We start from the raw sequence: 21,934 nt of genomic DNA on the forward strand, positions 1-21,934 counted from the left end.
GCATCGCTTCCCTACCCTTCGCTGCCGGCGCAGGAAGCCCCGTTGCGCTTCCCTTCAACGAACGCCGCCACCCGCTGCACCGAGTCGAGGTTCTCCGGGATCAGTTCATCGTCCGCCACGGCGACCTGGTAACGCTCCTGCAGGTACGCCACCAGTTGCAGGATCCCTGTCGAATCGATGATCCCCTCTCTGATGAAGGAGCTGTCATCGGTGAGCCCGCCGGCATCTCCGAAGAGGAAATTCTCGACAACGAAATTTCTGATCTCGTCCTTTAGGTTCATCTGTCGCCTCCTTTGCCTAAGCTGTCACTCCCACTCCACCTCTTCCACCAGAAGCGGCGGGAGGTGCAGGTAGCGCGTGGTCTTTCGCTTCGTGTCGATGTCCCGGTACACCATCCGCACCTGTTGCGGTTCGAGCCCCAGGACCGGGGCGGCGCTTTCCGCCGTGACGTCGTGGTTGCGGGCGTAGAGACAGAGGTCCATCATCTGGTAGGGGAGCGAAAAGTAGAACTCGTCCTGCCCCTGCGCCAGGGAATAGGTGTCCGTGGTCGGCTTTCTGCTGCGGATGTCCTCGGGGATCCCCAGGAATTCCGCGAGCTGGTACACCTGGGACTTGTACAAGTGGGCGATCGGCTTGATATCGGCGGCGCCGTCACCGAGCTTCACGAAGAACCCCTGGTCGTACTCCAGACGGTTCGGCGTGCCGGCGACGGCGTAGTTGAGCCTGTCTGCATGGTAGTACTCCAGCATCTTTCTGATGCGCTGCTTGAAGTTGGTGGCCGCCACGATCTCCAGGTAGGGCTGCAGGGGGAGACGCACCGTAGACTGCACCTTCTGGGCGTCCTGGGTGACCAGGTAGAACGAGGTGAAGCGGGGCTGGTTTGCCACCCCGGAGATGACGATCTTGGAGGCCCAGCCGTCACCGTACTCCGGCACCACCATCCTCACCGCGTTGTCGTACTTCTCGTAGAATCCCACCGACTGCAGGATCCCGGAGATGTCCTCCACCCGGGTCGGGATGCCGAGCGCGGCGGCGACCTTGCCGCTCAGCGCCAGGGTCTCCCGTGCCGAATGCCGCTCGGGCATCTCCAGGCCGATCACCCGTCCCCTCCCGAGCGCCCGCACGGCCAGCGCCGCGGTCACGCTGCTGTCGATCCCGCCGGAGAGGGCTACCACCACCCCTCCCCGTTTCACCTGGTTGCGCATCAGTTCCCTGATCCTGGCGCAGATCCGGTCGGTCTCCCGTTGCGGGTCGAGCCGGAGCACCTGGGCGGAAAATCCTGTTGTCGTTGTCATAGGGCACCTTCTTTCATGACCACGCACCGGGTGGCGTGCGGCATGGATTGACGTTTTAGCGACTGCGGTCCGCGGCAGGCCGCCTCAGGAGCACAGGCTCAGGCAGGAGGCGCGGTCGATCTTGCCGCTTGGGTATTTTGGGAGTGCCGCGACCAGCCGTACCTCCCCAGGGACCTTATGCCTGGGAAGCCGGGCGTGGCAAAAGGAGAGCAGGGTCCGGTCGCTGGGATCGCTTCCCAGGGGAACCGCCAGTGCCACCAGCTTCTTGCCCAACAGCGGGTCGTCCAGGCCGAGCACCACCACCTCCAGCAGGAAGCCGCTGGACATGAGCACCTCCTCGACCTCCTGCGGGTCGATCCGGTGCCCCCCCACCTTGAGCAGGTGGTCCTTCCTTCCCGTGACGTACAGGTAGCCGTCGGCATCGCGGTAACCAAGGTCGCCGGTGTGGTAGCCGTTGCGGTCCAGCACCCGGGCGGTCGCCTCGGGATCGTTCCAGTAGCTGAGCATGATGTTGGGCCCCGACGCCACCAGCTCGCCGCATTCCCCCTGGGCGAGTTCCTCCCCCTGGGGGTTCAGCACCCGTACCGTCACGCCCGGGATTGCCTTTCCTATGGATGCGAGCTTTTCCGGAAGCCTTTCCGGCTCAACGTAGGTCAGCCGTGCCGCCGCCTCGGTGGCGCCGTACATGATGAAAAGCCTGGTGTGCGGGGGGAGTACCTGCAGCAGCCGCTCCTTGATCTCGCGCGGCATGTGCCCGCCGGCCTGGGTGCAGTAGCGCAAGCTCGGGAGCCGGTCCCGGAAGGACGCCAGCGGTGAGCGGTGCAACAGGTAGGCGTAGGTCGATGGGACGCCGGAAAAACCGGTCACCCCCTCTTCGGCCATCTGCCTGATCACCGACGCGGTGTAGGCGAAGTTGTTGTTGATCACCACCGTCCCCCCGACGGCAATGTGGGTGTTGAGCAGCGATTTTCCCATGACGTAGAAAAACGGGAGCACCACCATCTGGATGTCGCTCTCGGTGAGGTGCAGGTACTCCACGATGGAGCGGGTATTACTCACGATGTTGCGGTGGGAAAGCATCACTCCCTTCGGCTGCCCCGTGGACCCCGAGGTGTAGATGATGCTGGCGAGGGACTCTGCGGAAACGGCGCGGGTCCCGGCGGGAAGCTCCTCCCCCCCGAGGGCCTCGTCCCACCCCCAGACCAGGCGCGGTTCGCACACCGGGAAAGAGGCGTCGGCCGCCAGCACGAAGCGGACCGAGGGGGGCGCCAGGGGGAGTTGCTGCAACAGGAAGCCGCCCCCCTGCTCCAGGATGATCCCCACCGGTTGCAACTCCTCGAGCAGGCGGCTCAGCGTCTCCTGCCCGGTCTCCACGTTCAGCGGCACCGCGACCGCTCCCCCCTTCAGGACGCCGTAATAGCTCGCCACGTACTTCACGCCGTTACTCAACAGGATCACGACCCGGTCTCCCGGGAGCACTCCCCGCTGCACCAGGAAGGCGGCCAGGCGGCTCGCGGCCCGGTTCAACAGCCGATAGCTGACCCGCTCGCCCTCATGGACCAGGGCTACCTTGTCCGGCCGCGCGGCGGCGCTCGATTCGAGAAAGCTATGCACACCCTGCAATTCCATGGTCTCTCCCGTCAGGGGCGGTCGGTGCAGTAGCGCCACTCCCGCTCCTCCATCTTCCTCTCCGCACCGTACCGCACCAGGTCCGGGGTCAGTCTCCGCGCCCCCTGGTAGGAGGCGGATGCCAGGAACTGCCGGTGCAGGATTTCGGTGGAGATGACCCCCATCAGGGCCATGTTGGCGAACTCCCCGAGCGTACCCGGCGGGGTCTCACGCACCCGCTGGTAAAGACGTGCCACCTTGTCGGGATCGAAGTACCCACTGGCCTTCAGACTCTCCCCCGACAACAGGTCGTCGACATAGTCGGCAGGGGATGCCGCGGAAAAGAGTGCGCTCACCGGCGCCCGGTAGGGGTGTTTCGCCCTGCTGGCTATCCGCTGCGGCAGCAAGTTACGGCAGGCCCTGCGCAGTAAATACTTCTCCTGCAGCCCCCTCATCTTCCAGTGGGGCGGAAGCCGGAAGGCGAAGTCGATCACCCGGTAGTCCAGGAAGGGGTGGCGCATCTCCACCGAGTGCGCCATGGCGACCCGGTCCCCCTGCGAGGAGAGGAGAAAACCGGCCAGGAAGAGCTCGATCTCCAGCACCTGCGCCCGGCACAAGAGATCCCGGCCGGCGAAGCTCTCCGGCAGCCAGCGGGCCAGTTCCTCGCGCGGGTCGTAGCCGGAGAGGCAGCTGCGGTATTCGGGGGACAGGAAGGCGAGGTTGCGCATCCCTCCCCCCCAGCGCACCGCATGGGAGAAGAAGGGATCCTGCAGTTGCCCGGGGGAAACGGCGAAAAACTCCTGTAAAAAGGAACTGCCGCGCGAGGGATTGTTGAAGATGTAGGGGTAGAGCCGCTCCAAAAGCCGCGGCCGCCGCGGGGAGTCGGGGCGTCTCCCCCAGTAATCCCTCACCTTCGCCTCTTTGTACGTCGACGCCAGGCTTCCCGATGGCTCGCGCGTCAACGCCATCATCCCTCCTCTCGCGCTGGACGGCCCCGTCCTTTCCATCCGGCGCTTCGGCCGCGATCCCCTGACCATGCGGGAACTGATCCAGTTGGAGACGCTGGATGAACGGATGGCGGAGTTGCTGGAGGGTGCGGTGCAGACCAGGCTGAACATCCTGATCTCCGGCGGAACCGGGACCGGCAAGACCACCCTCCTGAATGTCCTTTCCGCCTTCATCCCCGCCGATGAACGGCTGGTCACCATAGAGGATTCGGCGGAACTGCACCTGAAACAGGAACACGTGGTCCGCCTGGAAACCAGGCCCCCAAACCTGGAGGGAAGGGGCGAGGTGACCTCCCGCGAGCTTCTGCGCAACGCGCTCAGGATGAGGCCGGACCGCATCATCATCGGCGAGGTGCGCGGCGCCGAAGCCCTGGACCTTTTGCAGGCGATGAACACCGGCCACGACGGCTCCCTTTCCACGGTCCACGCCAACACCACCCGAGACGCCCTTTCCCGCCTGGAAACCATGGTGCTCATGTCCGGCCTGGACCTTCCGGAACGGGCAGTGAAGGAGCAGATGGCATCGGCACTGAACATCGTGCTGCAGTTGGTCAGGTTCTCCGACGGCACCCGCAAGGTGACCAAGCTCTCGGAGATCACCGGCATGGAGGGGGGCACCATCATGATGCACGACGTCATGGTGTTCCATCAGAGGGGGATCGACCCGGAGGGGCGGGTCTTGGGTGAATTCCGCGCCACCGGCGTGAGGCCCCTTTTCGCCGAGCGTTTCAGACTGTTCGGACACCAACTTCCCGAGATGATGTTCCGGGACTAGGAGCCGACCATGCTTGTTCCTATCGTGGCACTGGTCTTTCTCACCACCCTCTGCGCCAGCAGCGCCATCTCCCTGTACATCCTGCAGCGCAACGCCTCCGCCAGGACGCAACTCAGAAGGAGGCTGCAGCAGATGGCGCGCGGGACCACCGGGGAGATCCAGCCCGAATTGCGCGAGGCCCTGGCCAGGAAGGCGCGCCAGGCGGGAGAGCTCATGACCCGTCTGCCGCAAGCGCGCCAGATGGGAAGAAGGCTGGAGCAGGCCGGCATCGACATCCCCCCCGCCCTGCTGGCAACAGCGGTCGTGTCCGCGGCGGTGCTCCTTGCCGCCGTGACGGCTCTGGAGACGGGGTCTTTGCCTGCGGCCTTGCCCGCCGCCGCCGTGCCGCTGCTGTCCGCCGAGGTCGTGATCAGGGTGAAGACCTCGCGCAGGATCGCCAGGTTCACCGAGCTTTTCCCGGACGCGCTGGGCATGATCGCCCGATCCCTCAGGGCCGGCCAATCGTTGACCACCGCCATCCAACTGGTGGGGGAGGAGGTGCCGGAGCCGACGGGGACGCTCTTTAGGATCGCGTATGAACAGCAACAACTCGGGCTTAGGCTGGTCGACGCCCTGGCCACCATGAACCAGCGGATCGAGAGCATGGACCTCAGGTTCTTCACCACCGTGGTGGCCATCAACTCCGACATCGGGGGGAACCTCTCGGAACTTCTGGACAAGCTGGCGGTCACCATCAAGGAAAGACTGAAGATCCGCAGGCAGGTACGGGTCTACACGGCCCAGGGGAGGCTCTCGGGCTACGTGCTGGGGGCGCTGCCGCTGGTGGCGTTCGTAAGCTTCACCTTGCTCAGCCCGGAATACGAGAAGGAACTGCTCAAGGAACCGCTGGGGCTTTACATCCTCGCCTTCGCCACGCTGCTGCAGTTGGTCGGCTTGGTCATCATCAGGAAGATCATCAGAATCCAGATCTGAGGTACGCCATGCTCTACCTGATCGCCTTCACGGTATTCTGCTCGGTGCTGTTGCTGTCGGTGGCCCTGTCCCGGTTTCTGCTGTCGAAAAGGAGCCCGGTGGCGCAGCGCCTGGCCGCTTTCTTCCCGACGGACAAGCCTCTGCACCTCATGCCGGAAGTGGAGTCCGGCACCTGGGCCTACAAACTGCGGCGCATCGGCGAGCGGGTGAAACTCCCGAAGCAGGAACACTCCCGCTACAAAAAGGCGCTGGTGGCGGCGGGGTTCCACCGCGACAGCGTGCATGTCTTTCTCGGGAGCAAGCTCCTCTTAGCCGTACTGCTGCCGCTCCCCTACCTCCTCTTCATAGCGGCACCCAGGCATGCCTACTTCGACAGCGCCGGCATCGCTGTCTTATTGGCCTGCGCCATCATCGGCTACCTCTTGCCCAGCTACTGGCTCTCCGTAAAGGTCAGGAACCGCCAGTTGGTGATCTTCCACACCCTGCCCGACGTGCTGGACCTGGTTACCCTCTGCGTGGAGGCCGGCCTCAGCATGGATGCCGCCCTGCTGCGCGCCTCGGATGCCCCGCAGTTCGAAGAGAACCCGCTGGCCCAGGAGATCCGCCAGGTAACCATGGAAACCAGGGCCGGCAAGTCGCGAGTCGAGGCGCTCAAGGATATGGCGGAACGAACCATGGTAGACGACATGAGATCCTTCACCGCCACGCTCTCACAGACCGAGCGGTTCGGGACCAGCCTGAGCCAGGCCCTGCGCTCCTTCTCCGACGACTTGAGAACAAAACGGAGGCAAGCCGCCGAGGAGGCCGCCGCCAAGACCACCGTGAAGCTCATCTTCCCGCTCGTCTTCGCCATCTTCCCGGCCCTGCTGGTGGTGGTACTGGGCCCGGCGGTGGTCCAGATCGCAAGGGTGTTCAAGTAGTGGCAGTCAGGGCAGCACCACGGAGGAAATTCGCGTCCAAGGAGGTGATCCCATGAAAGTCGACTTCAACACGTTCATCCTGCTGGTAATTTCCGTACAACTGGCACTGAGCTATGCAAGAGCCAGGAAGTAGACGCACACCCCTTGCCGGCATGCGGTACGCCGGCGAGGGCCTCTCCCGAACCCTTTTCCCCAGCGACGGTCGCAGCAAACGCGATCGATACGCCCTTTGGGCCTGATGTGCCGGCCGGTACCCGACCTGGATGAACAATCGCCACCTGACACAGTGCCTGGTTCCCTCGATCGCCGATCTGCTCCTGGCGACGGTGCTCTGCACGCTGTTCTTCACCACCCCGTCACAGCTGCTGCTCGATGGGGACACCGGCTACCACATCCGCGCCGGGGAAGAGATCCTCAGGGCCAGGGCCGTCCCCCTTTTCGACATGTTCTCGCAACACGCCCCGCCACTTCCCTGGACGGCGCACGAATGGCTCGCGGAGGTCATCATGGCGCTGCTGCACCAGGCATGCGGGATGAGCGGGGTGGTCGCGCTGTATGCGCTGCTGCTGGCGGCAACCTTCCGGCTGCTGTTCAGGGCCCTCATGAGCTACCACGCGGGGGTTCTCCCGGCGACGGCGGTCACGCTGGCCACCCTCATCTGCTCAAAGCTGCACTGGCTGGCGCGGCCGCACCTCTTCACCTTCTTGTTGCTGGTTGTCTTTCACTACCTGCTGGAGGCCTGGCGTAGGAGGGGGGGCAGGTCGCTGTGGCTGCTGCCTCCCCTTATGCTGCTGTGGGCCAACCTGCACGGCGGCTTCGCCGCGGGACTCCTGCTGCTTGCGGCCTACCTGGCCGGAACGGCGGCTGGGATGGCCGGCGGCACACCTGAGACGCGGCGCGCCGCGCGGAGGAAGACCGGGGAGCTTGGTGCCGCATTTTTGGGGTGCCTGGCCGCGGCGCTACTCAACCCATACGGCTGGCGCCTGCTGCTGTTCCCGCTCAGGCTGGTCTCGGACCGTTACCTCATGGAGCACGTCGCCGAGTTTCTCCCCCCCTCCATCCACGGCTGGCTCCCCTTCAACTGCATGCTGCTGCTCCTGATCGCCCTCTTCGCGCTGTCACGAAAAAAGACCGAGCCGACGGAGCTGCTGCTGGTCCTGGGGTTCGGTTACATGGCCCTCACCTCGGCGCGCTACATCCCTTTGTTCAACCTGGCCACCGCTCCGGCGCTGGCAGCCCGGCTCGGGGAGTTGGGTCAGGAAGGTGGCGGCAGGTGGGTGCGCTTCTTAAAGGGGCTCTCCACCCGTCTCGCCCGCCTGGAGCGCCGCGCCCTGCCCGTATGGGGAGCAGCTGCCGTGGCTGTGGTTACCGCAGCAACTGCCGGAGGGCTCTTCCGCCATTCCTTCGACCGCCGGCTGATGCCGGTGGACGCCTGCGAGTTCGTGTTGCGCAAGGGGATCAAGGGTAAGGTGTTCAACAGCGACGAGTTCGGGGACTACCTCATCTACCGCGGCTATCCGGCCTGCCGGGTCTTCATCGACGGGAGGCTGGACATGTACGGAGCGCAGCGGCTCAAGGAGTACAACGAGGTGATCGATTTCCGGCCTGGATGGGACCGGGTGCTGGAGCGTTACGGCATCAGCTGGATCATCTTCGAGACAGATTCCAGGTTCGCCAGATTCCTGCAGCAAAGAGGCGAATGGCAACTGATCTACGCGGACGAGGTTGCCACGGTCTTCGAGAAAAAACCCGCCCCCCACTAGCCGTCCCACTAGCCGCTCCCTGCCCGTGCGCCCCCCTCCCCCCGTCGGCCAGAGCCATCGAGGCCACCCCCACGTTTCCCCTCCCTTTCGGTAAAGAAAAAGGACGTAAGGAAATACCTAGCACCATGCAAAACAACTAAAGTAGACGCCATCCTTGCCGATACGCTCACTATCCATATAACAACGGTTGTTTATTTTCACTATGACATTTTGCAACAAACAAAACCCCTTGAAAGGTCAAAACAAAGTGGGTAAAAAAGTTTTTGTTAATAATATAAACATCACACTGGAAGGCCCCCTGATCGTGGAGCGCGCGCAGGAGTTGCACCAGTTGCTCGTGGAGCGTCTCGACGGGGTGACGGAGAAGTGCCAGCAGGCGACCATCGATCTTTCCGGGGTAAGCGACATCGATGCCTGCGGCTGCCAATTGCTCGCGCTTTTCATGGAAAGCCTGAAACGCCGCGGCGCCACCCCCGTCCTCGCCCCAGCGCCCGCCGGAGTCACGGAACGGATCCACGCCCTCGGCTTCCGGGATCTTCTGGCGCTGCCGCCCGAGCGGTGAACCGGGCGGCGGCCAACAGCAAAGGAACTGGCATGACAACTCCCACAGGGGAAAAAAGCAGCGTGGACCTCAACCGCTTCAACGAGGTCTTCTTCGAGGAATGCGCCGAGAACCTGGCCGAGATGGAGCAGATCCTGATCTCGCTCGGAGACCGGGAACCGGACCACGAAGAGATGAACGCGATCTTCCGCGCCGCCCATTCCATCAAGGGTGGAGCCGGGATCTTCGGTTTCCAGGACATGACCGTGGTGACCCACGTCATGGAGTCGCTTCTGGACCGGCTGAGAAACCGCGAGACCCCGTTCGTCCCCGCCATGATCGACCTCTTTCTGGAAGCAGGAGACGCCATCGCCATGCAGCTTGCCTGGCACCGCGAGGGAAAGGCGGTGGACCAGGAGGCGATCGACCGGGTGCGGGCCAAACTGCAGCAGGCCATCGAAGCGGGGGCCCCGGCCCTGGAGCCGCCGGTGGAGCCGGAACAGGGCTCCCCTGCCCCGCACGAGGAAGAGCTGCTGCCGCGCCGCTGCCGGCTCGCCTTCACCCCCGACCCCGAGATCTTCGCGAGGGGGATCCGGATGGAGAGCATCATCTCCGAACTCACCGAACTGGCCGAACCGGGAGAGTTTGCCTGCAGCGCGCGGCTCATGGAACTCCCCGACCTGCCCGAGCTGGACCCGGAGCGCTGCATCACCTGCTGGGAGTTCACGCTGCTCACCCGGGCGAGCCGGGAGCAGGTCCTCGACGTGTTCATGTTCGTGGCGGACGAGGAGCAGCTCACCATCGAGGAGGAACCCGTGGACCGGCGCGGCCCGGCTGAAGAGCCGGCCCCAGAGGAGACGCTGCTCGCTCCCGCCGGCAGACGCGCCTATGACGGCAGCGAGGCCGCCCCGGGGGCCTTCGGCAGGCGCGGAGGCGAGGCCGAGTCCTCCATCAGGGTCAACGTCACCAAGGTGGACCAGCTGGTAAACGAGGTCGGGGAACTCCTGATCACCCAGGCTATGCTGAGCCAGATCGTGGCGGGACTCGATCCCGTCCTGCACCAGGCGCTGCAGCGGGGGCTCACCCAACTGGAGCGCAACACCCGCGACCTGCAGGCAAGCGTGATGTCGATCCGCCTGGTGCCGATCAGCATCGTGTTCAATCGTTTCCCGCGCCTGGTGCGCGAGCTGGCGGCCAAACTCGGCAAGCAGGTCGAACTGAAGACAGTCGGCGAGAGCACGGAACTGGACCGGGGGCTGATCGAGAGGATCGCCGACCCGTTGGGGCACCTTGTGCGCAACGCGCTGGACCACGGGCTGGAAAGCCCGGAACGGCGCGTTTCCTGCGACAAGAACCCGGTCGGCACGCTGCAGCTTTCCGCTTCCCAGGTGGGCGGAAGGATCGTGGTGGACGTGACCGACGACGGCGCCGGGCTGAACCGGGGCAAGATCCTCGCCAAGGCCGTGGAGTGCGGCATCCCCTGCTCCGAAAGCATGAGCGACGAGGAAGTCTGGCAGCTCATCTTCGCGCCGGGGTTCTCCACCGCGAGCGAGGTGACCGACCTCTCCGGCCGCGGGGTGGGGATGGACGTTGTCCTCAAGAACGTCCAGGCGATCGGCGGCCGGGTGCAGATCGCCTCGGAGGCGGGACGGGGGGCGCGCTTCACCATCAGCCTCCCGCTCACCCTGGCCATCCTGGAGGGGCTCTCGGTCGCAGTCGGGGCGGAAAAGTTCATCATCCCCCTCAACGTGGTGCTCGAGTCGCTGCAGCCCACCGCGGAGCAGTTGAAGAGCGTGAACGGGAGGGAGGTGGTCCAGGTGCGGGGGGAATACCTCCCCATACTCAAACTGCACCGGATCTTCAACCTGGAGGCGGAGGTGACCGAGCCGCAGCGGGGCATCCTGGTGCTGGTGGATGCCGACGGAGAAAGGGGGGCCATCATGGTCGACGCCCTCTTGGACGAGCAGCAGGTCGTAGTGAAGAGTATCGAAACCAACTACCGAAGGGTCGAAGGGAGCGCGGGGGCCACGATCCTGGGGGACGGCCGCGTGGCGCTCATCCTCGACATCCCCGAACTTTTTACCATGCACAAGAGGTTGTAGCAGCGGAAAGGAGGCAACACCATCATGCAGACGGCACAGGGCAACGCGGTGCAACAACTGGCGGCGGAGGCGGCTTCGGAGTACCTCACCTTCACCCTGGGAAGCGAAAGCTACGGCATCGACATCCTGAAGGTGCAGGAGATCAGGGGGTACGACTGCGTCACGCGCATCGCCAACACTCCCCCCTTCATCAAGGGGGTCATCAACCTGCGCGGGGTGATCGTCCCCATCATCGACCTGCGCATCAAGTTCAACGTGGGCGAGGCGACCTACCACGAGTTCACCGTGGTGATCATCATCAACGTGCTGAACAAGGTGGTGGGGATCGTGGTGGACGGCGTCTCCGACGTGGTGGCGCTCCCCGCGCAGAGCATCAAGCCCCCTCCCGAGTTGGGGGCGTCGCTGGACACCCGCTACATCACCGGACTTGGGACGTTGAACGACGAGATGCTGATCCTGGTGGACATAGAAAAGCTGATCGGTAGCGACGAGCTGCAGATCGTCGAAAGTACCGTGGAAGACACTCAGAAAGGGGCGGTGAACCAATGAAAATTTCCCGATTCAAAGACTGGAAGATCCTGACCAAGATCCTGAGCATCTCGGTAGCCACCATCGTCATGATGGCGCTCGGCGTGATGTTCTACGTGCTCCCCTTCGTGCAGAACAAGCTCATGGACGAGAAGATCCAGGCCACCAAGGCGGTGGTCGACGTGGCCTACGACGTCCTGACCGCGAATCAGAACGCGGTGAAGGAGGGGAGGAAAACCCTTCAGCAGGCGCAGGCCGACGCCCTGAAGCAGATCTCCGAGATGAGGTACCATGGCAACGAGTACTTCTGGGTCAACGACCTCGACACCAAGGTGCTCATGCACCCGATCAAGCCGGAGCTGGTGGGGAAGACCCAGTACGAAAACAAGGATCCCAACGGCAAAAGGCTCTACGTCGAGTTCGTCAACATCTGCAAGGAGAAGGGCGAAGGGGTGGTCGACTACATGTGGGCCAAGCCCGGCTCCACGGTACCGGTGCCGAAGATCTCCTACGTCATGCTGATGAAGGAGTGGGGCTGGATCGTGGGTAGCGGTATCTACGTCGACAACGTGACCGCCGAGATGAACAAGATGAAGTGGCAGATCATCGGCGGCACCGCGCTCCTTGCCGTTGTCATCTTCCTCTTCGCCTGGTTCGTGGCGCGCAGGATCAAGGAGGCTCTCGACCAGGCCATCGGCGCGTCCAAGCGCATCGCCTCGGGCGATCTCACCGCCCATATCACCGTGGACAGCAAGGACGAGACCGGCGAGCTCCTCGCCTCGCTCAAGGAGATGAACGACGGGCTCGCGCACATCGTGGGCGACGTGAGAAACGGGGCCGAATCGATCGCCACGGCAACCGAGGAAATCGCGGCGGGGAACGCCGACCTCTCCCAGCGTACCGAGGAGCAGGCGAGCGCCCTGGAGGAAACCGCCTCCAGCATGGAGGAGCTCACCTCCACCGTGAAGCAAAACGCCGACAACGCCCAGGCCGCGAACCAGCTCGCCATCAACGCCAGCGGCGTGGCGGTCAAGGGTGGCGACGTGATCAACCGGGTGGTGCGCACCATGGAGAGCATCACCGACAGCTCCAAGAAGATCTCGGACATCATCGGCGTGATCGACGGCATCGCCTTCCAGACCAACATCCTGGCCCTGAACGCCGCGGTGGAGGCGGCGCGCGCCGGCGAGCAGGGGAGAGGTTTCGCCGTGGTCGCAGCCGAGGTCAGGAGTCTCGCGCAGAGAAGCGCGGCAGCGGCCAAGGAGATCAAGGCCCTCATCGAGGACTCGGTCGCCAAGGTGCAGGACGGCAGCAGGCTGGTAGAGGAGGCCGGGCGCACCACTCAGGACATCGTCACCAGCATCAAGAGGGTGACCGACATCATGGCGGAGATATCCGCGGCATCGCTGGAGCAGTCCAGCGGCATCGAGCAGGTGAACACGGCCATCACCCAGATGGACGACGTGACCCAGCAGAACGCGGCCCTCGTCGAGGAGGCGGCCGCCGCCGCGGAATCGCTCGAAGAGCAGGCCCAGCAGCTGGTAGCGGTGGTGGCGCGCTTCACCCTGGAGCAGGGGCAAAAGACGTCATCCCCCCCCGCGGCCGAGAAGCGCAGGCTGACCCACGCCGCGGCAAGGCCCAAGGCCCCGGAGAAGAAGGCGAAACCCGTATCGGTGGCGGCAGGAGCAAAAGCGCAGGAACAACGTCCCTCCCGGTCCTCCGAGGCCGCCGAGCTGGACGATGATTGGAAGGAGTTCTGAGAACCGGTGCGCGCACGGAGCCGGCGCGCCCCCTGACGGGGGGGGGAGGCGCCGCGCCTCCCGGCGCTGCCGACCAGGGATGGGGCAACTTCCAGTACCGCTTCACCGAGGACGACTTCGCCCGGGTGCGCGGCTTCATCTACCGCAACGCGGGGATCTCCCTTGCCCCCGGCAAGATGGACATGGTCTACAGCCGGCTGGCGCGCCGGCTGCGGGCCAGGGGGATGGAAAGCTTCTCGCAGTACCTGGACCTCGTTGAAAGCGGCGACCTCCAGGAGGTGGAAGCCTTCATCAACGCCCTGACCACCAACATGACCTCCTTCTTCCGGGAGCCGCACCACTTCCGGCTTCTTGCCGAGCGCCTGCGCCAGCACCGGGACCGGAAGCAGGTGAGCATCTGGAGCTGCGCCTCCTCCAGCGGCGAGGAGCCCTACTCCATAGCGATGACGGCCCTGGATGCGCTGCCGGCGGGCTCCGGCCTGAGCATACTGGCCACCGACATCGACACCAACGTGCTGAGCAGGGGGAGCGAGGGGGTCTACCCGGTGGACCAGCTGCCCAAGATCCCGGAACCGTACCGGAAACGCTTCTTCCTCAGGGGGGAAGGGAGCAACGAGGGGTTCATTCGGGTGAAGGAGGAGCTGCGCCGCGCGGTGACCTTCAGGAGGCTGAACCTGCTGGATGCGCAGTGGCCCATGCGGGGGAAATTCGACTTCGTCTTCTGCCGCAACGTCATGATCTATTTCGACAGGCCCACGCAGCTCGCCGTATTGGAGCGGATCTCCCGGGTCTTGCACCCGGACGGGCTTTTATTCGTGGGACACTCGGAGAGCCTGCATCACGCCCAGGAGCTGTTCCGCGTCTGCGGCAACACCACCTACGCCTTGAGGAGCTGACAGTGCCGCAGAAAGGGAAGCCGGGAAGGGCGAAGACGGAGCCGCCGGACCGGGAAGGGCTGGGGAGACCCAGCTACTACGACCCCGAGTTCGAAACGGTCGCGGTGAAGATCGTGGCGGGGGAATTCTTCGCTACCGGCGAGGACGTAGCCATCGCCACCCTGCTCGGCTCCTGCGTCGCGGTCTGCCTCTACGACATCGAGCTCGGCATCGGCGGCATGAACCACTTCATGCTGCCCGAGCTGGCGGGCGAGGGGGGGACTGAGTTCTGTACCGGCGTCTGCGACCTCAACTCCAAAAGCTGCGCCCGCTATGGCTCCTGCGCCATGCGGCGCCTGCTGCAGCAACTGGAACTCCTGGGTGCCGACCGCAAGCGGCTGGCCGCGAAGATCTTCGGCGCGGGGCGGGTCATGGACAGCAGCACCGACATCGGCGGCCACAACGCCGCCTTCGCAGTCGATTACCTGAAGAAACACGGGATCCCGATCATCGCCTCAGACCTGGGGGAGTGCTGCCCCAGGAAGGTGATGTTCTTTCCCAAAACCGGCCGCGCCCTCGTGAAGAGGATGCGCGCCCTGCGCGCAGGAAGACACTGAAAATGCCCATCAAGGTGCTGGTAATAGACGACTCTGCCCTGGTTCGGTCCCTCTTGACCGAGATCATCAACGCCACCCCCGACCTCAGGGTTGTGGGAACCGCACCGGACCCACTGGCGGCCCGGCAGCGCATCAAGGAACTGAACCCCGACGTGCTCACCCTGGACGTGGAAATGCCCAAGATGGACGGCCTCGCCTTCCTGGAAAAACTGATGAGGCTGCGCCCCATGCCGGTGGTCATGGTTTCCTCGTTGACAGAAAAGAGCTCGGCGGTGACGCTGAAGGCGCTGGAGCTTGGTGCATTCGACTTCATCACCAAGCCGAAGATAGACATCCGCAGCGGGCTTATGGAGTACGCCGAGGAGCTTGCCGAGAAGATCCGCTGCGCGAGGCTCTCCTTCAAGAGAAGGGGAAGCGTCCCCGGGGTCGCCCCGCCGGTGGAGGCGAAGCTGAGCGCCGACGCGGTCCTGCCCAACCGCCGCCAGCACTTCTCGACCACGGAGAAGGTGGTGGCCGTGGGCTCCTCGACCGGAGGCACCGAGGCGCTCAAGACCTTCCTCACCGCGCTCCCGGCGGACTGCCCCGGCATCCTGATCACCCAGCACATGCCGGAGACCTTCACCCGGACCTTCGCCGCGCGGCTGGACGGCCTGTGCGCCCTGGCGGTCAAGGAGGCCGAGCACGGGGACCGGGTGCTCCCGGGACACGCCTACATCGCGCCGGGCAACCGGCACATGCTGCTCTCCAGGAGCGGGGCAAACTACACCATCGCCCTGGACGACGGGCCGCCGGTCTCCCGGCACCGTCCCTCGGTCGACGTGCTGTTCCGCTCCACCGCCAACTGCGCCGCGGACAACAGCCTCGGCATCATCCTGACCGGCATGGGAGACGACGGCGCCGCAGGGATGCTGGAGATGCACAACGCCGGCGCGAGAACGCTGGCACAGGACGAGGAAAGCTGCGTCGTCTTCGGCATGCCCCGCGAGGCGATCGCCCGGGGAGGGGTAGACGAGGTGGTCCCCCTCTCCGAGATGGCGGGGCGCCTCATCGGCTGGCTTGCCTCGCACGGCAAACGCAGCTTCAGGGTTTAAAGCAGGGCAAGGCGCCGGGGGAAGATGTGAAGCAGCTCAAGATCGCTACCGACAAGTTTTCCATACTGCTTCTGGCCAGCGCGATCGTCGTCGCGGTGGTGATGATCACCGCCAATCACATCATGCTGGACCAGATCAAGGATGAGGCGGTGCGCCAGGCCAGCCGGCAGCAGGAAAGCAGCATGCTGGTGTTCTGGGAGCTGATGGACCGCCACGGTCGGCACTTCCATATCGAGAACGGCAAGCTCATCCTCGGGGACTACTACACCCTCAACGGCGACAACGAGATGCCGGACAAGATCTTTGCCATGACCGGCAGCAGGGCCACCATCTTCCAGGGGGACACCCGGGTGGCCACCAACGTCATGAAGGAGGACGGGACCCGGGCCATAGGGACGAGGCTCACCGGGCCCGCCTACGACGCCATCTTCAGGCGGGGGGACCGTTACCGCGGCGAGGCCGACATCCTGGGGATACCCTACTTCACCGCCTACGACCCCGTCCACGACCTCAAAGGCAAGGTAATCGGGGCCCTGTTCGTGGGGGTGAAGCAGAGCGAGTACCTGGCACGCTACGACCGGATCAACCTCAAGATCAGCGCCATCAACATCTCGCTGGCGGCCATCTTCGTGATCTGCGCCCTGATCCTGGGACTCGAGCGCAGGCGCTCGGAGAACGAGATCAAGAGGCAGCTGGGCTTCCAGCAGCTCCTGCTGGATACCATCCCGAGCCCCATCTTCTCCAAGGATGCCCGGGGGCACTACAACCTGTGCAACAAGGCGTTCCAGTTCTACGTGGGGCTGAGCAGCGACCGGCTCATCGGCAAGTCCGCCTTCGACCTCTGGGACAGGGAGCTCGCCCGGAAATACACGGACATGGACCGGGAGATCCTGGAGACCACGGGAACGCAGGTCTACGAGTCCCAGGTGCGCTACGCGGACGGAACGCTGCACGACGTCATCTTCCACAAGGCGGCGGTCAGGGACGACCAGGGCAACGCCGCGGGGCTGGTGGGGGTCATCCTCGACATCACCGAGCGCAAGGCCGCCGAGCAGGAGAGCCGCAAGCTCGAGGCGCAGATGCACCATTCGCGCATGATCGAGTCCATGATGATCCAGCTGAACCACGACCTGAACACGCCGCTTACCCCGCTCTTCGCCCTGATCCCCATGATCCGCGCCAAGGTGAGCGACCCGGGCGTGGAGAGGATGCTGGAAATCTGCCAGCAGTGCGTGAACCAGATCCAGGGGCTCGCGGGAAAGGCACTCGACCTGGTGCGGATCTCCTCGAATCCGCCCCGGCTCATCCCGGTGAGTCTCTCCGCCGCGGCCGAGAGCGCCCTGAGCGAACTCTCCCCCGCTCTGGCACAGCGCGGGGTGATCTGCTGCAACGCCATCGACCCGGAGCTCCAGGTACTTGGATCGGCGGAACAGCTCACGCTGCTGTTCAAGAACCTGCTCAGCAACGCCGCGCGCTACGCCGCCCAGAACGGGAAGGTGATCATCTCGGCCCTCGACAAGGGGGAGGAGGTCGAGGTGTCGGTCCAGGACGACGGCACAGGGCTGGACCACGAGCAGCTGACCCGGGTCTTCGACGAGTTCTACAAGGCGGACACCGCGCGCCACGACCTGAACACGCAGGGGCTCGGGCTCGCGATCTGCCGCAGGATCGTCACCAACCACGAGGGAAAGCTCTGGGCGGCGAGCCCGGGAGCGGGCTGCGGCACCACCATGTTCTTCACCTTGAAGCGGGCGGGGAACCAGCCCCCCGCGGCGCACGAAGGCGCGCTGTTCCAGGAAAGCCGTAAAGAGAGCAACCAGATATGAGACACTTCTCCATAGCAGAGCTCAAGACCCGCATCGGCATAACCGTCGCGGCCGTAATCGCCGCGGTGATCGGCATCTTCGCCTTGGGCGAGAGCGGGTCCCTGGTCGGTGAGCCGTTGCAGCAGTCCATGCTGATCCTCGTTCTCTGCGTGGTGATTGCGGCACTTACCCGTATCCTGTTCTCCCACCTGGCTCACCTGGAGGAAACCGAGCGCATCGTCCAAGGGCAACAGGCGGAGCTGGCGCTCAAAGCGGCCCAGATCGAGGCCGCCAACGATTGCATCGTGCAGACCGACGAGCAGGGACGGCTGCTCTACTTCAACCAGGCGCTCTGCCGGCTGACCGGGTACGCACCGGAAGAGCTGGTCGGGCTCCGCCTGCAGCAGCTGGAACCGCCCGAATTCGCCGCCAGCGAGGAGCCGACCATCGCCAGGCTCAAGGAAAGCGGCGAGGCCAGCTTCGAGAGCGCCTACCTCGCCAAGGACGGGTCCGAGATCCCGATAGAGGTCCGGGCACGGGTCATGGAGAGCGAAGGTCGGACGCTGATCTTGAGCATCGCGCGGGACATCACCCAGAGAAAGCACGCCGAACAGCGGGAGCGCAGCCGCCTCAAGGCGCTGGAACGGATCGCCAGCGACGCGGAGCTGGAGGAGCTGCTGACCGACGTGGTGCAGTTCGTCGAGGATTGCCTTCCCGGCTCGCTCTGCTCCATACTCCTCGTCGACGAATCGGGCACCAGGCTGCGCCACGGCTGCGCCCCCTCGCTACCCGCCGAGTACAACCAGGCGGTGGACGGCATAAAGATCGGCAAGGGGAAGGGCTCCTGCGGCACCGCGGCCTTCCTGCGGCAGCGCGTAGTGGTCGAGGATCTCGCCCCCCATCCCTACTGGCACAACTTCCAGCCGGCGCGGGAAGCCGGCCTCAGGTCCTGCTGGTCCGAGCCGGTCTTCGCCAGCAACGGCACCCTCCTGGGAACCCTCGCGGTGTACCACCGGGAGCCGCGCGCGCCCGGGAACGAGGATCTCCAGTTGCTGGAGTCGGCGGCCCACCTGGCCGGCATCGCCATCAGTCGGGTCCGGGCCGACGAGGGGCGTCACGTACTGGAAGAGCAGCTGCGCCACAGCCAGAAGATCGAGGCGGTGGGACAGCTGGCCGCCGGCGTCGCCCACGACTTCAACAACCTGCTCACGCCGATCATCGTCTATGCCGACATGCTGCTCAGGATCTCTCCCGAGGGGAGCCCCCAGACGCGCATGATCCAGTCCATGAGCTCGGCGGCCCACAAGGCGAGCGACCTGACCCAGAAGCTCCTCTCCTTCGGACGCAAGCAGATGCTGCACATGAACCTTCTGGACCTGAACGAGGTGATCACGTCGTTCAGGGAGATCATGCGCGCCACCGTCAGGGACAACATCGAGATCGACCTGCTGCTCTCCCCCGGCGCCGCCAAGGTCCAGGCAGATCGCGGCCAGTTGGAGCAGGTCCTCTTGAACCTCGTCTTGAACGCGCAGGACGCCATCGAAGGGGGCGGCTCCATCTGCATCGAGACCGGCCACCTGATACTGGACGACGAGTTCCACCGGCAGCATCCGGTCGCCAAGCCGGGGCACTACATCCTGCTCGCCTTCAGCGACGACGGCTGCGGCATGACCGAGGAGACGCTGCGGCACATGTACGAGCCGTTCTTCACCACCAAGGAGAGCGGCCGCGGCACCGGCCTCGGTCTCGCCACGGTCTACGGCGTCATCAAGCATCACGGCGGCTGCATCGACGTGAAGAGCCGCCCGGGGCAGGGCACGAGGTTCGCGATCTACCTCCCCGCCAGCGCGAGTTCCGCCGAGCCCATCATGCGCCCTCCCGCCGGGGTAGCCCCCCCCGAGCATGACAGCAGCGAGAGGACCATCCTGCTGGTCGAGGACAACCAGATGATCCGCGAGGTCGCCGCCGACCTGCTCGCCTCCTTCGGCTACCGGGTCCTGGTGGCGGAGACCCCGTCCCGGGCGCTGGAGCTGGCGGAGGCGGAGGAACAGGGGATCGACCTGCTGGCGACGGACGTGGTCATGCCGGAAATGACCGGGCCCGAGCTGTACGAGAAACTGCAGGAGCGCTACCCCGCGCTCCCCGTGCTCTACATTTCGGGATACACCAACGCCATGGCGCCACAGGAAGAAAACCTGCGCCAAGAGGCGATCTTCCTGGCCAAGCCCTTCACCCTGGAGCAGTTCATGGCCCGGATCAACGAGATGCTGTACCAAGTGAAACCGCCCCAGGGCGAGCCCCCGCCGCTGGACCACCGCACCATGGCCCAGCTCCTCGAAGCACAGCAAGGCGCGCCCGCGCCGGAACATAAGGAACCACAGCCATGAACAGACGGGTAATGATCGTAGACGACAACGAGTACGTCAGGGCATCGGTGGACATCATCTGCGAATCCGCACGGCTCGAATTGGCCAGCGCGGCTAGCGGTCCCGAGTGCCTGGAGCAACTGGAGGCGGGATTCCGGGGGGTCATCCTCATGGACATCATGATGCCGGACATGGACGGTTGGGACACCATCAGGGAGATCGTGGACCGGGGGTTGTACCCGGGCAACGTCATCGTCATGTTGACCGGGATGGGCGAGCCCGACTCGAAGATGGAGGGGCTGCAGGAGTACGTCTCGGACTACATGACCAAGCCCTTCACCCCGGACGAGTTGCTGGATTCCATCGAGTACTACCTCACCCTGCTGAACACGCCGGTCGACCATGACTAGCAGGAATCTGGTGGTCATAGGCGTCTCCACCGGAGGGCCGCTGACGCTCAAGGCGCTGTTCAGGGAACTGCCGCCGCTGAACGCAGCCTTTCTCATCGTGCTGCACATCACGCCGGAGATGGACTACCGCATTGCGCAGGGACTGGCAACGGCCGCCTCGATGCCGGTGAAGCTCGCCGAAGACGGCGAGTTCCTGAAAAGCGGCCACGTCTACATGGCGCCGGGGGGGCTCCACCTCCAGTTGACGGGAAACAACCGGGTGGTCCTGTGCGAGGGCCCCAGGGTCAACTACGTGCAGCCGGCCGCGGACGTCACCATGCTCTCCTTGGGCAGGCCGCTGAAAGGCAAGTTGATCGGCATCGTGCTGACCGGCATGGGGCGCGACGGCGCCGACGGGATCAGGCACATCCACGAGATCGGCGGCATCACCATCGCCCAGGACCAGCAGTCATCCACCATCTACGGCATGCCCAAGGCTGCTGCCCAGACCGGGGCGGTCGATTACGTCCTTCCCCCTAAGAAGATAGCGGGCAAGCTGATGGAGTTGCTGGAGCCGATGTAAAGGGGGGCTACCGCCGCTCCCCCCTCCCGCTCCCCCGGGGCATGCTCCAGCAGGAAGTCGACGAAGGCGCGGTTGGCCAGCGAGAGATAGGTGTCCTTCTTCCAGGCGATGAGCAGGTTGAGGTGCAACGGAGGATCGAAGGAGACCGCGGCGAGATCGGTGTCTTCGGCCACCACCATCTTGAGGAAGATGGAGATCCCGGTACCGTTGCGCACCAGCGACTTAACCAGGGAGAAGAGGTTGGTCTCGAAGATTATCCTCGGCGCACTGCCGGTCCCCTTGAGCGCCTCCAGGAAGAACTCCCTGATGTAGTACCCCTCCTTGTAGAAGACCAGCGGCTCTCCGATGAACTCCGCGAGCGTCACGGCCTGCCGTCCGGCAAAGGGATGGTCCAGCGGCACGCAGACAACGATCTCCTCGCGCAGGAAACGGCGCACCTCCAGGGTGGCGGGAAAGGCGGCGCTCCCCCCGCCGGCAACCACCCCCATGTCCAGCTCCCCATCCCCTATCATCTTCTGGATCCTCCCCGAGCCCTCCCCGAGCACCGAGATGCTCAGTTGCGGATAGCTCCTCTTGAAGTCCCGGAAGATGTCGGGAAAGAAGTAGGCGCTTATCATCGGGGTGATGCCGATCCTCACCTCTCCCCTGCTGAGCCCCTTCAGTTCGGCCATCTCCAGCTCGGCGCCGCGCAGGTCATCCATGATCCGCCTGGCGTGCGACAGGAAGATCTCCCCCTCCGCCGTCAGCGAGACCTTCTTGTCCTGGCGGTTGAAAAGGACCAGGTCCAGTTCCTCCTCCAGCTTCTTCACCGCCATGCTGACCGCGGGCTGCGCGATGCGCAGCGACTCCGCCGCCTTGGTGAAGTTGCTAAGCCGCGCCACCTCGAGGAAATACCTCAACTGCCTGATGTCCATGCCGCCCCCAATCGATAAAAAAT

Annotated in this window: 20 protein-coding genes; 15 read left to right on the top strand and 5 right to left on the bottom strand. The window is 64.6% G+C overall.

The features are described 5' to 3' along the window. Positions 1 to 11: 11 nt before the first annotated feature. From KP003_RS14835 to KP003_RS14850, 4 genes are all read right to left on the bottom strand, one after another. The gene (locus tag KP003_RS14835; protein ID WP_217299833.1) at positions 12 to 281 is read right to left on the bottom strand and encodes an acyl carrier protein; all 270 of its coding nucleotides are present in this window, start codon (positions 279 to 281) and stop codon (positions 12 to 14) included. A 24-nt stretch (positions 282 to 305) separates the two neighbouring features. Beyond that, complete coding sequence (gene nadE, locus KP003_RS14840) at positions 306 to 1,295, bottom strand: NAD(+) synthase (protein ID WP_216499589.1); 990 nt, start codon at positions 1,293 to 1,295, stop codon at positions 306 to 308. Between the two features lie 84 nt (positions 1,296 to 1,379). Further along, on the bottom strand, positions 1,380 to 2,924 hold the full coding sequence (locus KP003_RS14845) for a class I adenylate-forming enzyme family protein (RefSeq protein ID WP_217299834.1): 1,545 nt from the start codon (positions 2,922 to 2,924) through the stop codon (positions 1,380 to 1,382). A gap of 11 nt (positions 2,925 to 2,935) precedes the next feature. Next, positions 2,936 to 3,871, bottom strand: coding sequence for an asparagine synthase-related protein (locus KP003_RS14850; RefSeq protein WP_302467697.1), 936 nt, complete (start codon positions 3,869 to 3,871; stop codon positions 2,936 to 2,938). Between KP003_RS14850 and KP003_RS14855 the strand changes: the two genes are divergently transcribed. The 15 genes from KP003_RS14855 (at position 3,825) to KP003_RS14925 (ending at position 20,997) form a co-directional block, all read left to right on the top strand. Continuing rightward, a complete protein-coding gene (locus KP003_RS14855) occupies positions 3,825 to 4,685 on the top strand; it encodes a TadA family conjugal transfer-associated ATPase (RefSeq protein WP_302467698.1) in 861 nt (286 codons plus the stop codon). The genes KP003_RS14850 and KP003_RS14855 overlap by 47 nt on opposite strands. Positions 4,686 to 4,694: 9 nt before the next feature. Further along, complete coding sequence (locus tag KP003_RS14860; protein WP_216499586.1) at positions 4,695 to 5,657, top strand: type II secretion system F family protein; 963 nt, start codon at positions 4,695 to 4,697, stop codon at positions 5,655 to 5,657. Between the two features lie 8 nt (positions 5,658 to 5,665). Next, the gene (locus KP003_RS14865; RefSeq protein ID WP_217299835.1) at positions 5,666 to 6,577 is read left to right on the top strand and encodes a type II secretion system F family protein; all 912 of its coding nucleotides are present in this window, start codon (positions 5,666 to 5,668) and stop codon (positions 6,575 to 6,577) included. 263 nt (positions 6,578 to 6,840) lie between these two features. Continuing rightward, positions 6,841 to 8,340 carry a hypothetical protein gene (locus tag KP003_RS14870; RefSeq protein ID WP_217299836.1) on the top strand — a complete coding sequence of 500 codons (1,500 nt, stop codon included), beginning with the start codon at positions 6,841 to 6,843 and terminating at the stop codon, positions 8,338 to 8,340. Between the two features lie 304 nt (positions 8,341 to 8,644). Continuing rightward, positions 8,645 to 8,902 (top strand): STAS domain-containing protein, encoded by a 258-nt coding sequence (locus tag KP003_RS14875; protein ID WP_216789048.1) that lies wholly within the window; start codon positions 8,645 to 8,647, stop codon positions 8,900 to 8,902. 32 nt (positions 8,903 to 8,934) lie between these two features. Continuing rightward, positions 8,935 to 10,983, top strand: coding sequence for a chemotaxis protein CheW (locus KP003_RS14880; RefSeq protein ID WP_217299837.1), 2,049 nt, complete (start codon positions 8,935 to 8,937; stop codon positions 10,981 to 10,983). 24 nt (positions 10,984 to 11,007) lie between these two features. Further along, entirely contained in the window at positions 11,008 to 11,532 is a 525-nt protein-coding gene (locus KP003_RS14885; protein ID WP_217299838.1) for a chemotaxis protein CheW, read from the top strand. Further along, a complete protein-coding gene (locus KP003_RS14890; RefSeq protein WP_217299839.1) occupies positions 11,529 to 13,271 on the top strand; it encodes a methyl-accepting chemotaxis protein in 1,743 nt (580 codons plus the stop codon). Before KP003_RS14885 ends, KP003_RS14890 begins: the two co-directional genes overlap by 4 nt. Continuing rightward, on the top strand, positions 13,256 to 14,167 hold the full coding sequence (locus tag KP003_RS14895) for a CheR family methyltransferase (RefSeq protein ID WP_239027549.1): 912 nt from the start codon (positions 13,256 to 13,258) through the stop codon (positions 14,165 to 14,167). Before KP003_RS14890 ends, KP003_RS14895 begins: the two co-directional genes overlap by 16 nt. 59 nt (positions 14,168 to 14,226) lie before the next feature. After that, positions 14,227 to 14,763, top strand: a complete 537-nt coding sequence (locus tag KP003_RS14900) for a histidine kinase (protein WP_217300707.1) — start codon at positions 14,227 to 14,229, stop codon at positions 14,761 to 14,763. A gap of 2 nt (positions 14,764 to 14,765) precedes the next feature. Continuing rightward, positions 14,766 to 15,854, top strand: coding sequence for a protein-glutamate methylesterase/protein-glutamine glutaminase (locus KP003_RS14905; protein ID WP_217299840.1), 1,089 nt, complete (start codon positions 14,766 to 14,768; stop codon positions 15,852 to 15,854). 26 nt (positions 15,855 to 15,880) lie between these two features. Next, entirely contained in the window at positions 15,881 to 17,680 is a 1,800-nt protein-coding gene (locus tag KP003_RS14910; protein ID WP_217299841.1) for a cache domain-containing protein, read from the top strand. Further along, positions 17,677 to 20,046 carry a PAS domain S-box protein gene (locus KP003_RS14915; RefSeq protein WP_217299842.1) on the top strand — a complete coding sequence of 790 codons (2,370 nt, stop codon included), beginning with the start codon at positions 17,677 to 17,679 and terminating at the stop codon, positions 20,044 to 20,046. The genes KP003_RS14910 and KP003_RS14915 overlap by 4 nt, the downstream gene beginning before the upstream one ends. Next, positions 20,043 to 20,435, top strand: a complete 393-nt coding sequence (locus tag KP003_RS14920; protein WP_216499576.1) for a response regulator — start codon at positions 20,043 to 20,045, stop codon at positions 20,433 to 20,435. The genes KP003_RS14915 and KP003_RS14920 overlap by 4 nt, the downstream gene beginning before the upstream one ends. Beyond that, positions 20,428 to 20,997, top strand: a complete 570-nt coding sequence (locus KP003_RS14925) for a CheB methylesterase domain-containing protein (RefSeq protein ID WP_216499575.1) — start codon at positions 20,428 to 20,430, stop codon at positions 20,995 to 20,997. The genes KP003_RS14920 and KP003_RS14925 overlap by 8 nt, the downstream gene beginning before the upstream one ends. Here KP003_RS14925 and KP003_RS14930 read toward each other — a convergent pair. Beyond that, positions 20,937 to 21,911: a LysR family transcriptional regulator gene (locus tag KP003_RS14930; RefSeq protein ID WP_239027551.1), complete on the bottom strand. Its 975-nt coding sequence runs from the start codon at positions 21,909 to 21,911 to the stop codon at positions 20,937 to 20,939. The two genes, KP003_RS14925 and KP003_RS14930, sit on opposite strands and share 61 nt — an antisense overlap. Positions 21,912 to 21,934 lie beyond the last annotated feature (23 nt).

It is taken from the genome of Geomonas diazotrophica (assembly GCF_019063885.1).
Lineage (GTDB): Bacteria > Desulfobacterota > Desulfuromonadia > Geobacterales > Geobacteraceae > Geomonas > Geomonas diazotrophica.

Bases quoted from the DNA above. Each gene is read 5' to 3' on its own strand.
- KP003_RS14835 (WP_217299833.1), bottom strand. From the start codon at position 281: ATGAACCTAAAGGACGAGATCAGAAATTTCGTTGTCGAGAATTTCCTC.
- nadE (WP_216499589.1), bottom strand. From the start codon at position 1,295: ATGACAACGACAACAGGATTTTCCGCCCAGGTGCTCCGGCTCGACCCG.
- KP003_RS14845 (WP_217299834.1), bottom strand. From the start codon at position 2,924: ATGGAATTGCAGGGTGTGCATAGCTTTCTCGAATCGAGCGCCGCCGCG.
- KP003_RS14850 (WP_302467697.1), bottom strand. From the start codon at position 3,871: ATGGCGTTGACGCGCGAGCCATCGGGAAGCCTGGCGTCGACGTACAAA.
- KP003_RS14860 (WP_216499586.1), top strand. From the start codon at position 4,695: ATGCTTGTTCCTATCGTGGCACTGGTCTTTCTCACCACCCTCTGCGCC.
- KP003_RS14865 (WP_217299835.1), top strand. From the start codon at position 5,666: ATGCTCTACCTGATCGCCTTCACGGTATTCTGCTCGGTGCTGTTGCTG.
- KP003_RS14870 (WP_217299836.1), top strand. From the start codon at position 6,841: ATGAACAATCGCCACCTGACACAGTGCCTGGTTCCCTCGATCGCCGAT.
- KP003_RS14880 (WP_217299837.1), top strand. From the start codon at position 8,935: ATGACAACTCCCACAGGGGAAAAAAGCAGCGTGGACCTCAACCGCTTC.
- KP003_RS14885 (WP_217299838.1), top strand. From the start codon at position 11,008: ATGCAGACGGCACAGGGCAACGCGGTGCAACAACTGGCGGCGGAGGCG.
- KP003_RS14890 (WP_217299839.1), top strand. From the start codon at position 11,529: ATGAAAATTTCCCGATTCAAAGACTGGAAGATCCTGACCAAGATCCTG.
- KP003_RS14905 (WP_217299840.1), top strand. From the start codon at position 14,766: ATGCCCATCAAGGTGCTGGTAATAGACGACTCTGCCCTGGTTCGGTCC.
- KP003_RS14915 (WP_217299842.1), top strand. From the start codon at position 17,677: ATGAGACACTTCTCCATAGCAGAGCTCAAGACCCGCATCGGCATAACC.
- KP003_RS14920 (WP_216499576.1), top strand. From the start codon at position 20,043: ATGAACAGACGGGTAATGATCGTAGACGACAACGAGTACGTCAGGGCA.
- KP003_RS14925 (WP_216499575.1), top strand. From the start codon at position 20,428: ATGACTAGCAGGAATCTGGTGGTCATAGGCGTCTCCACCGGAGGGCCG.
- KP003_RS14930 (WP_239027551.1), bottom strand. From the start codon at position 21,911: ATGGACATCAGGCAGTTGAGGTATTTCCTCGAGGTGGCGCGGCTTAGC.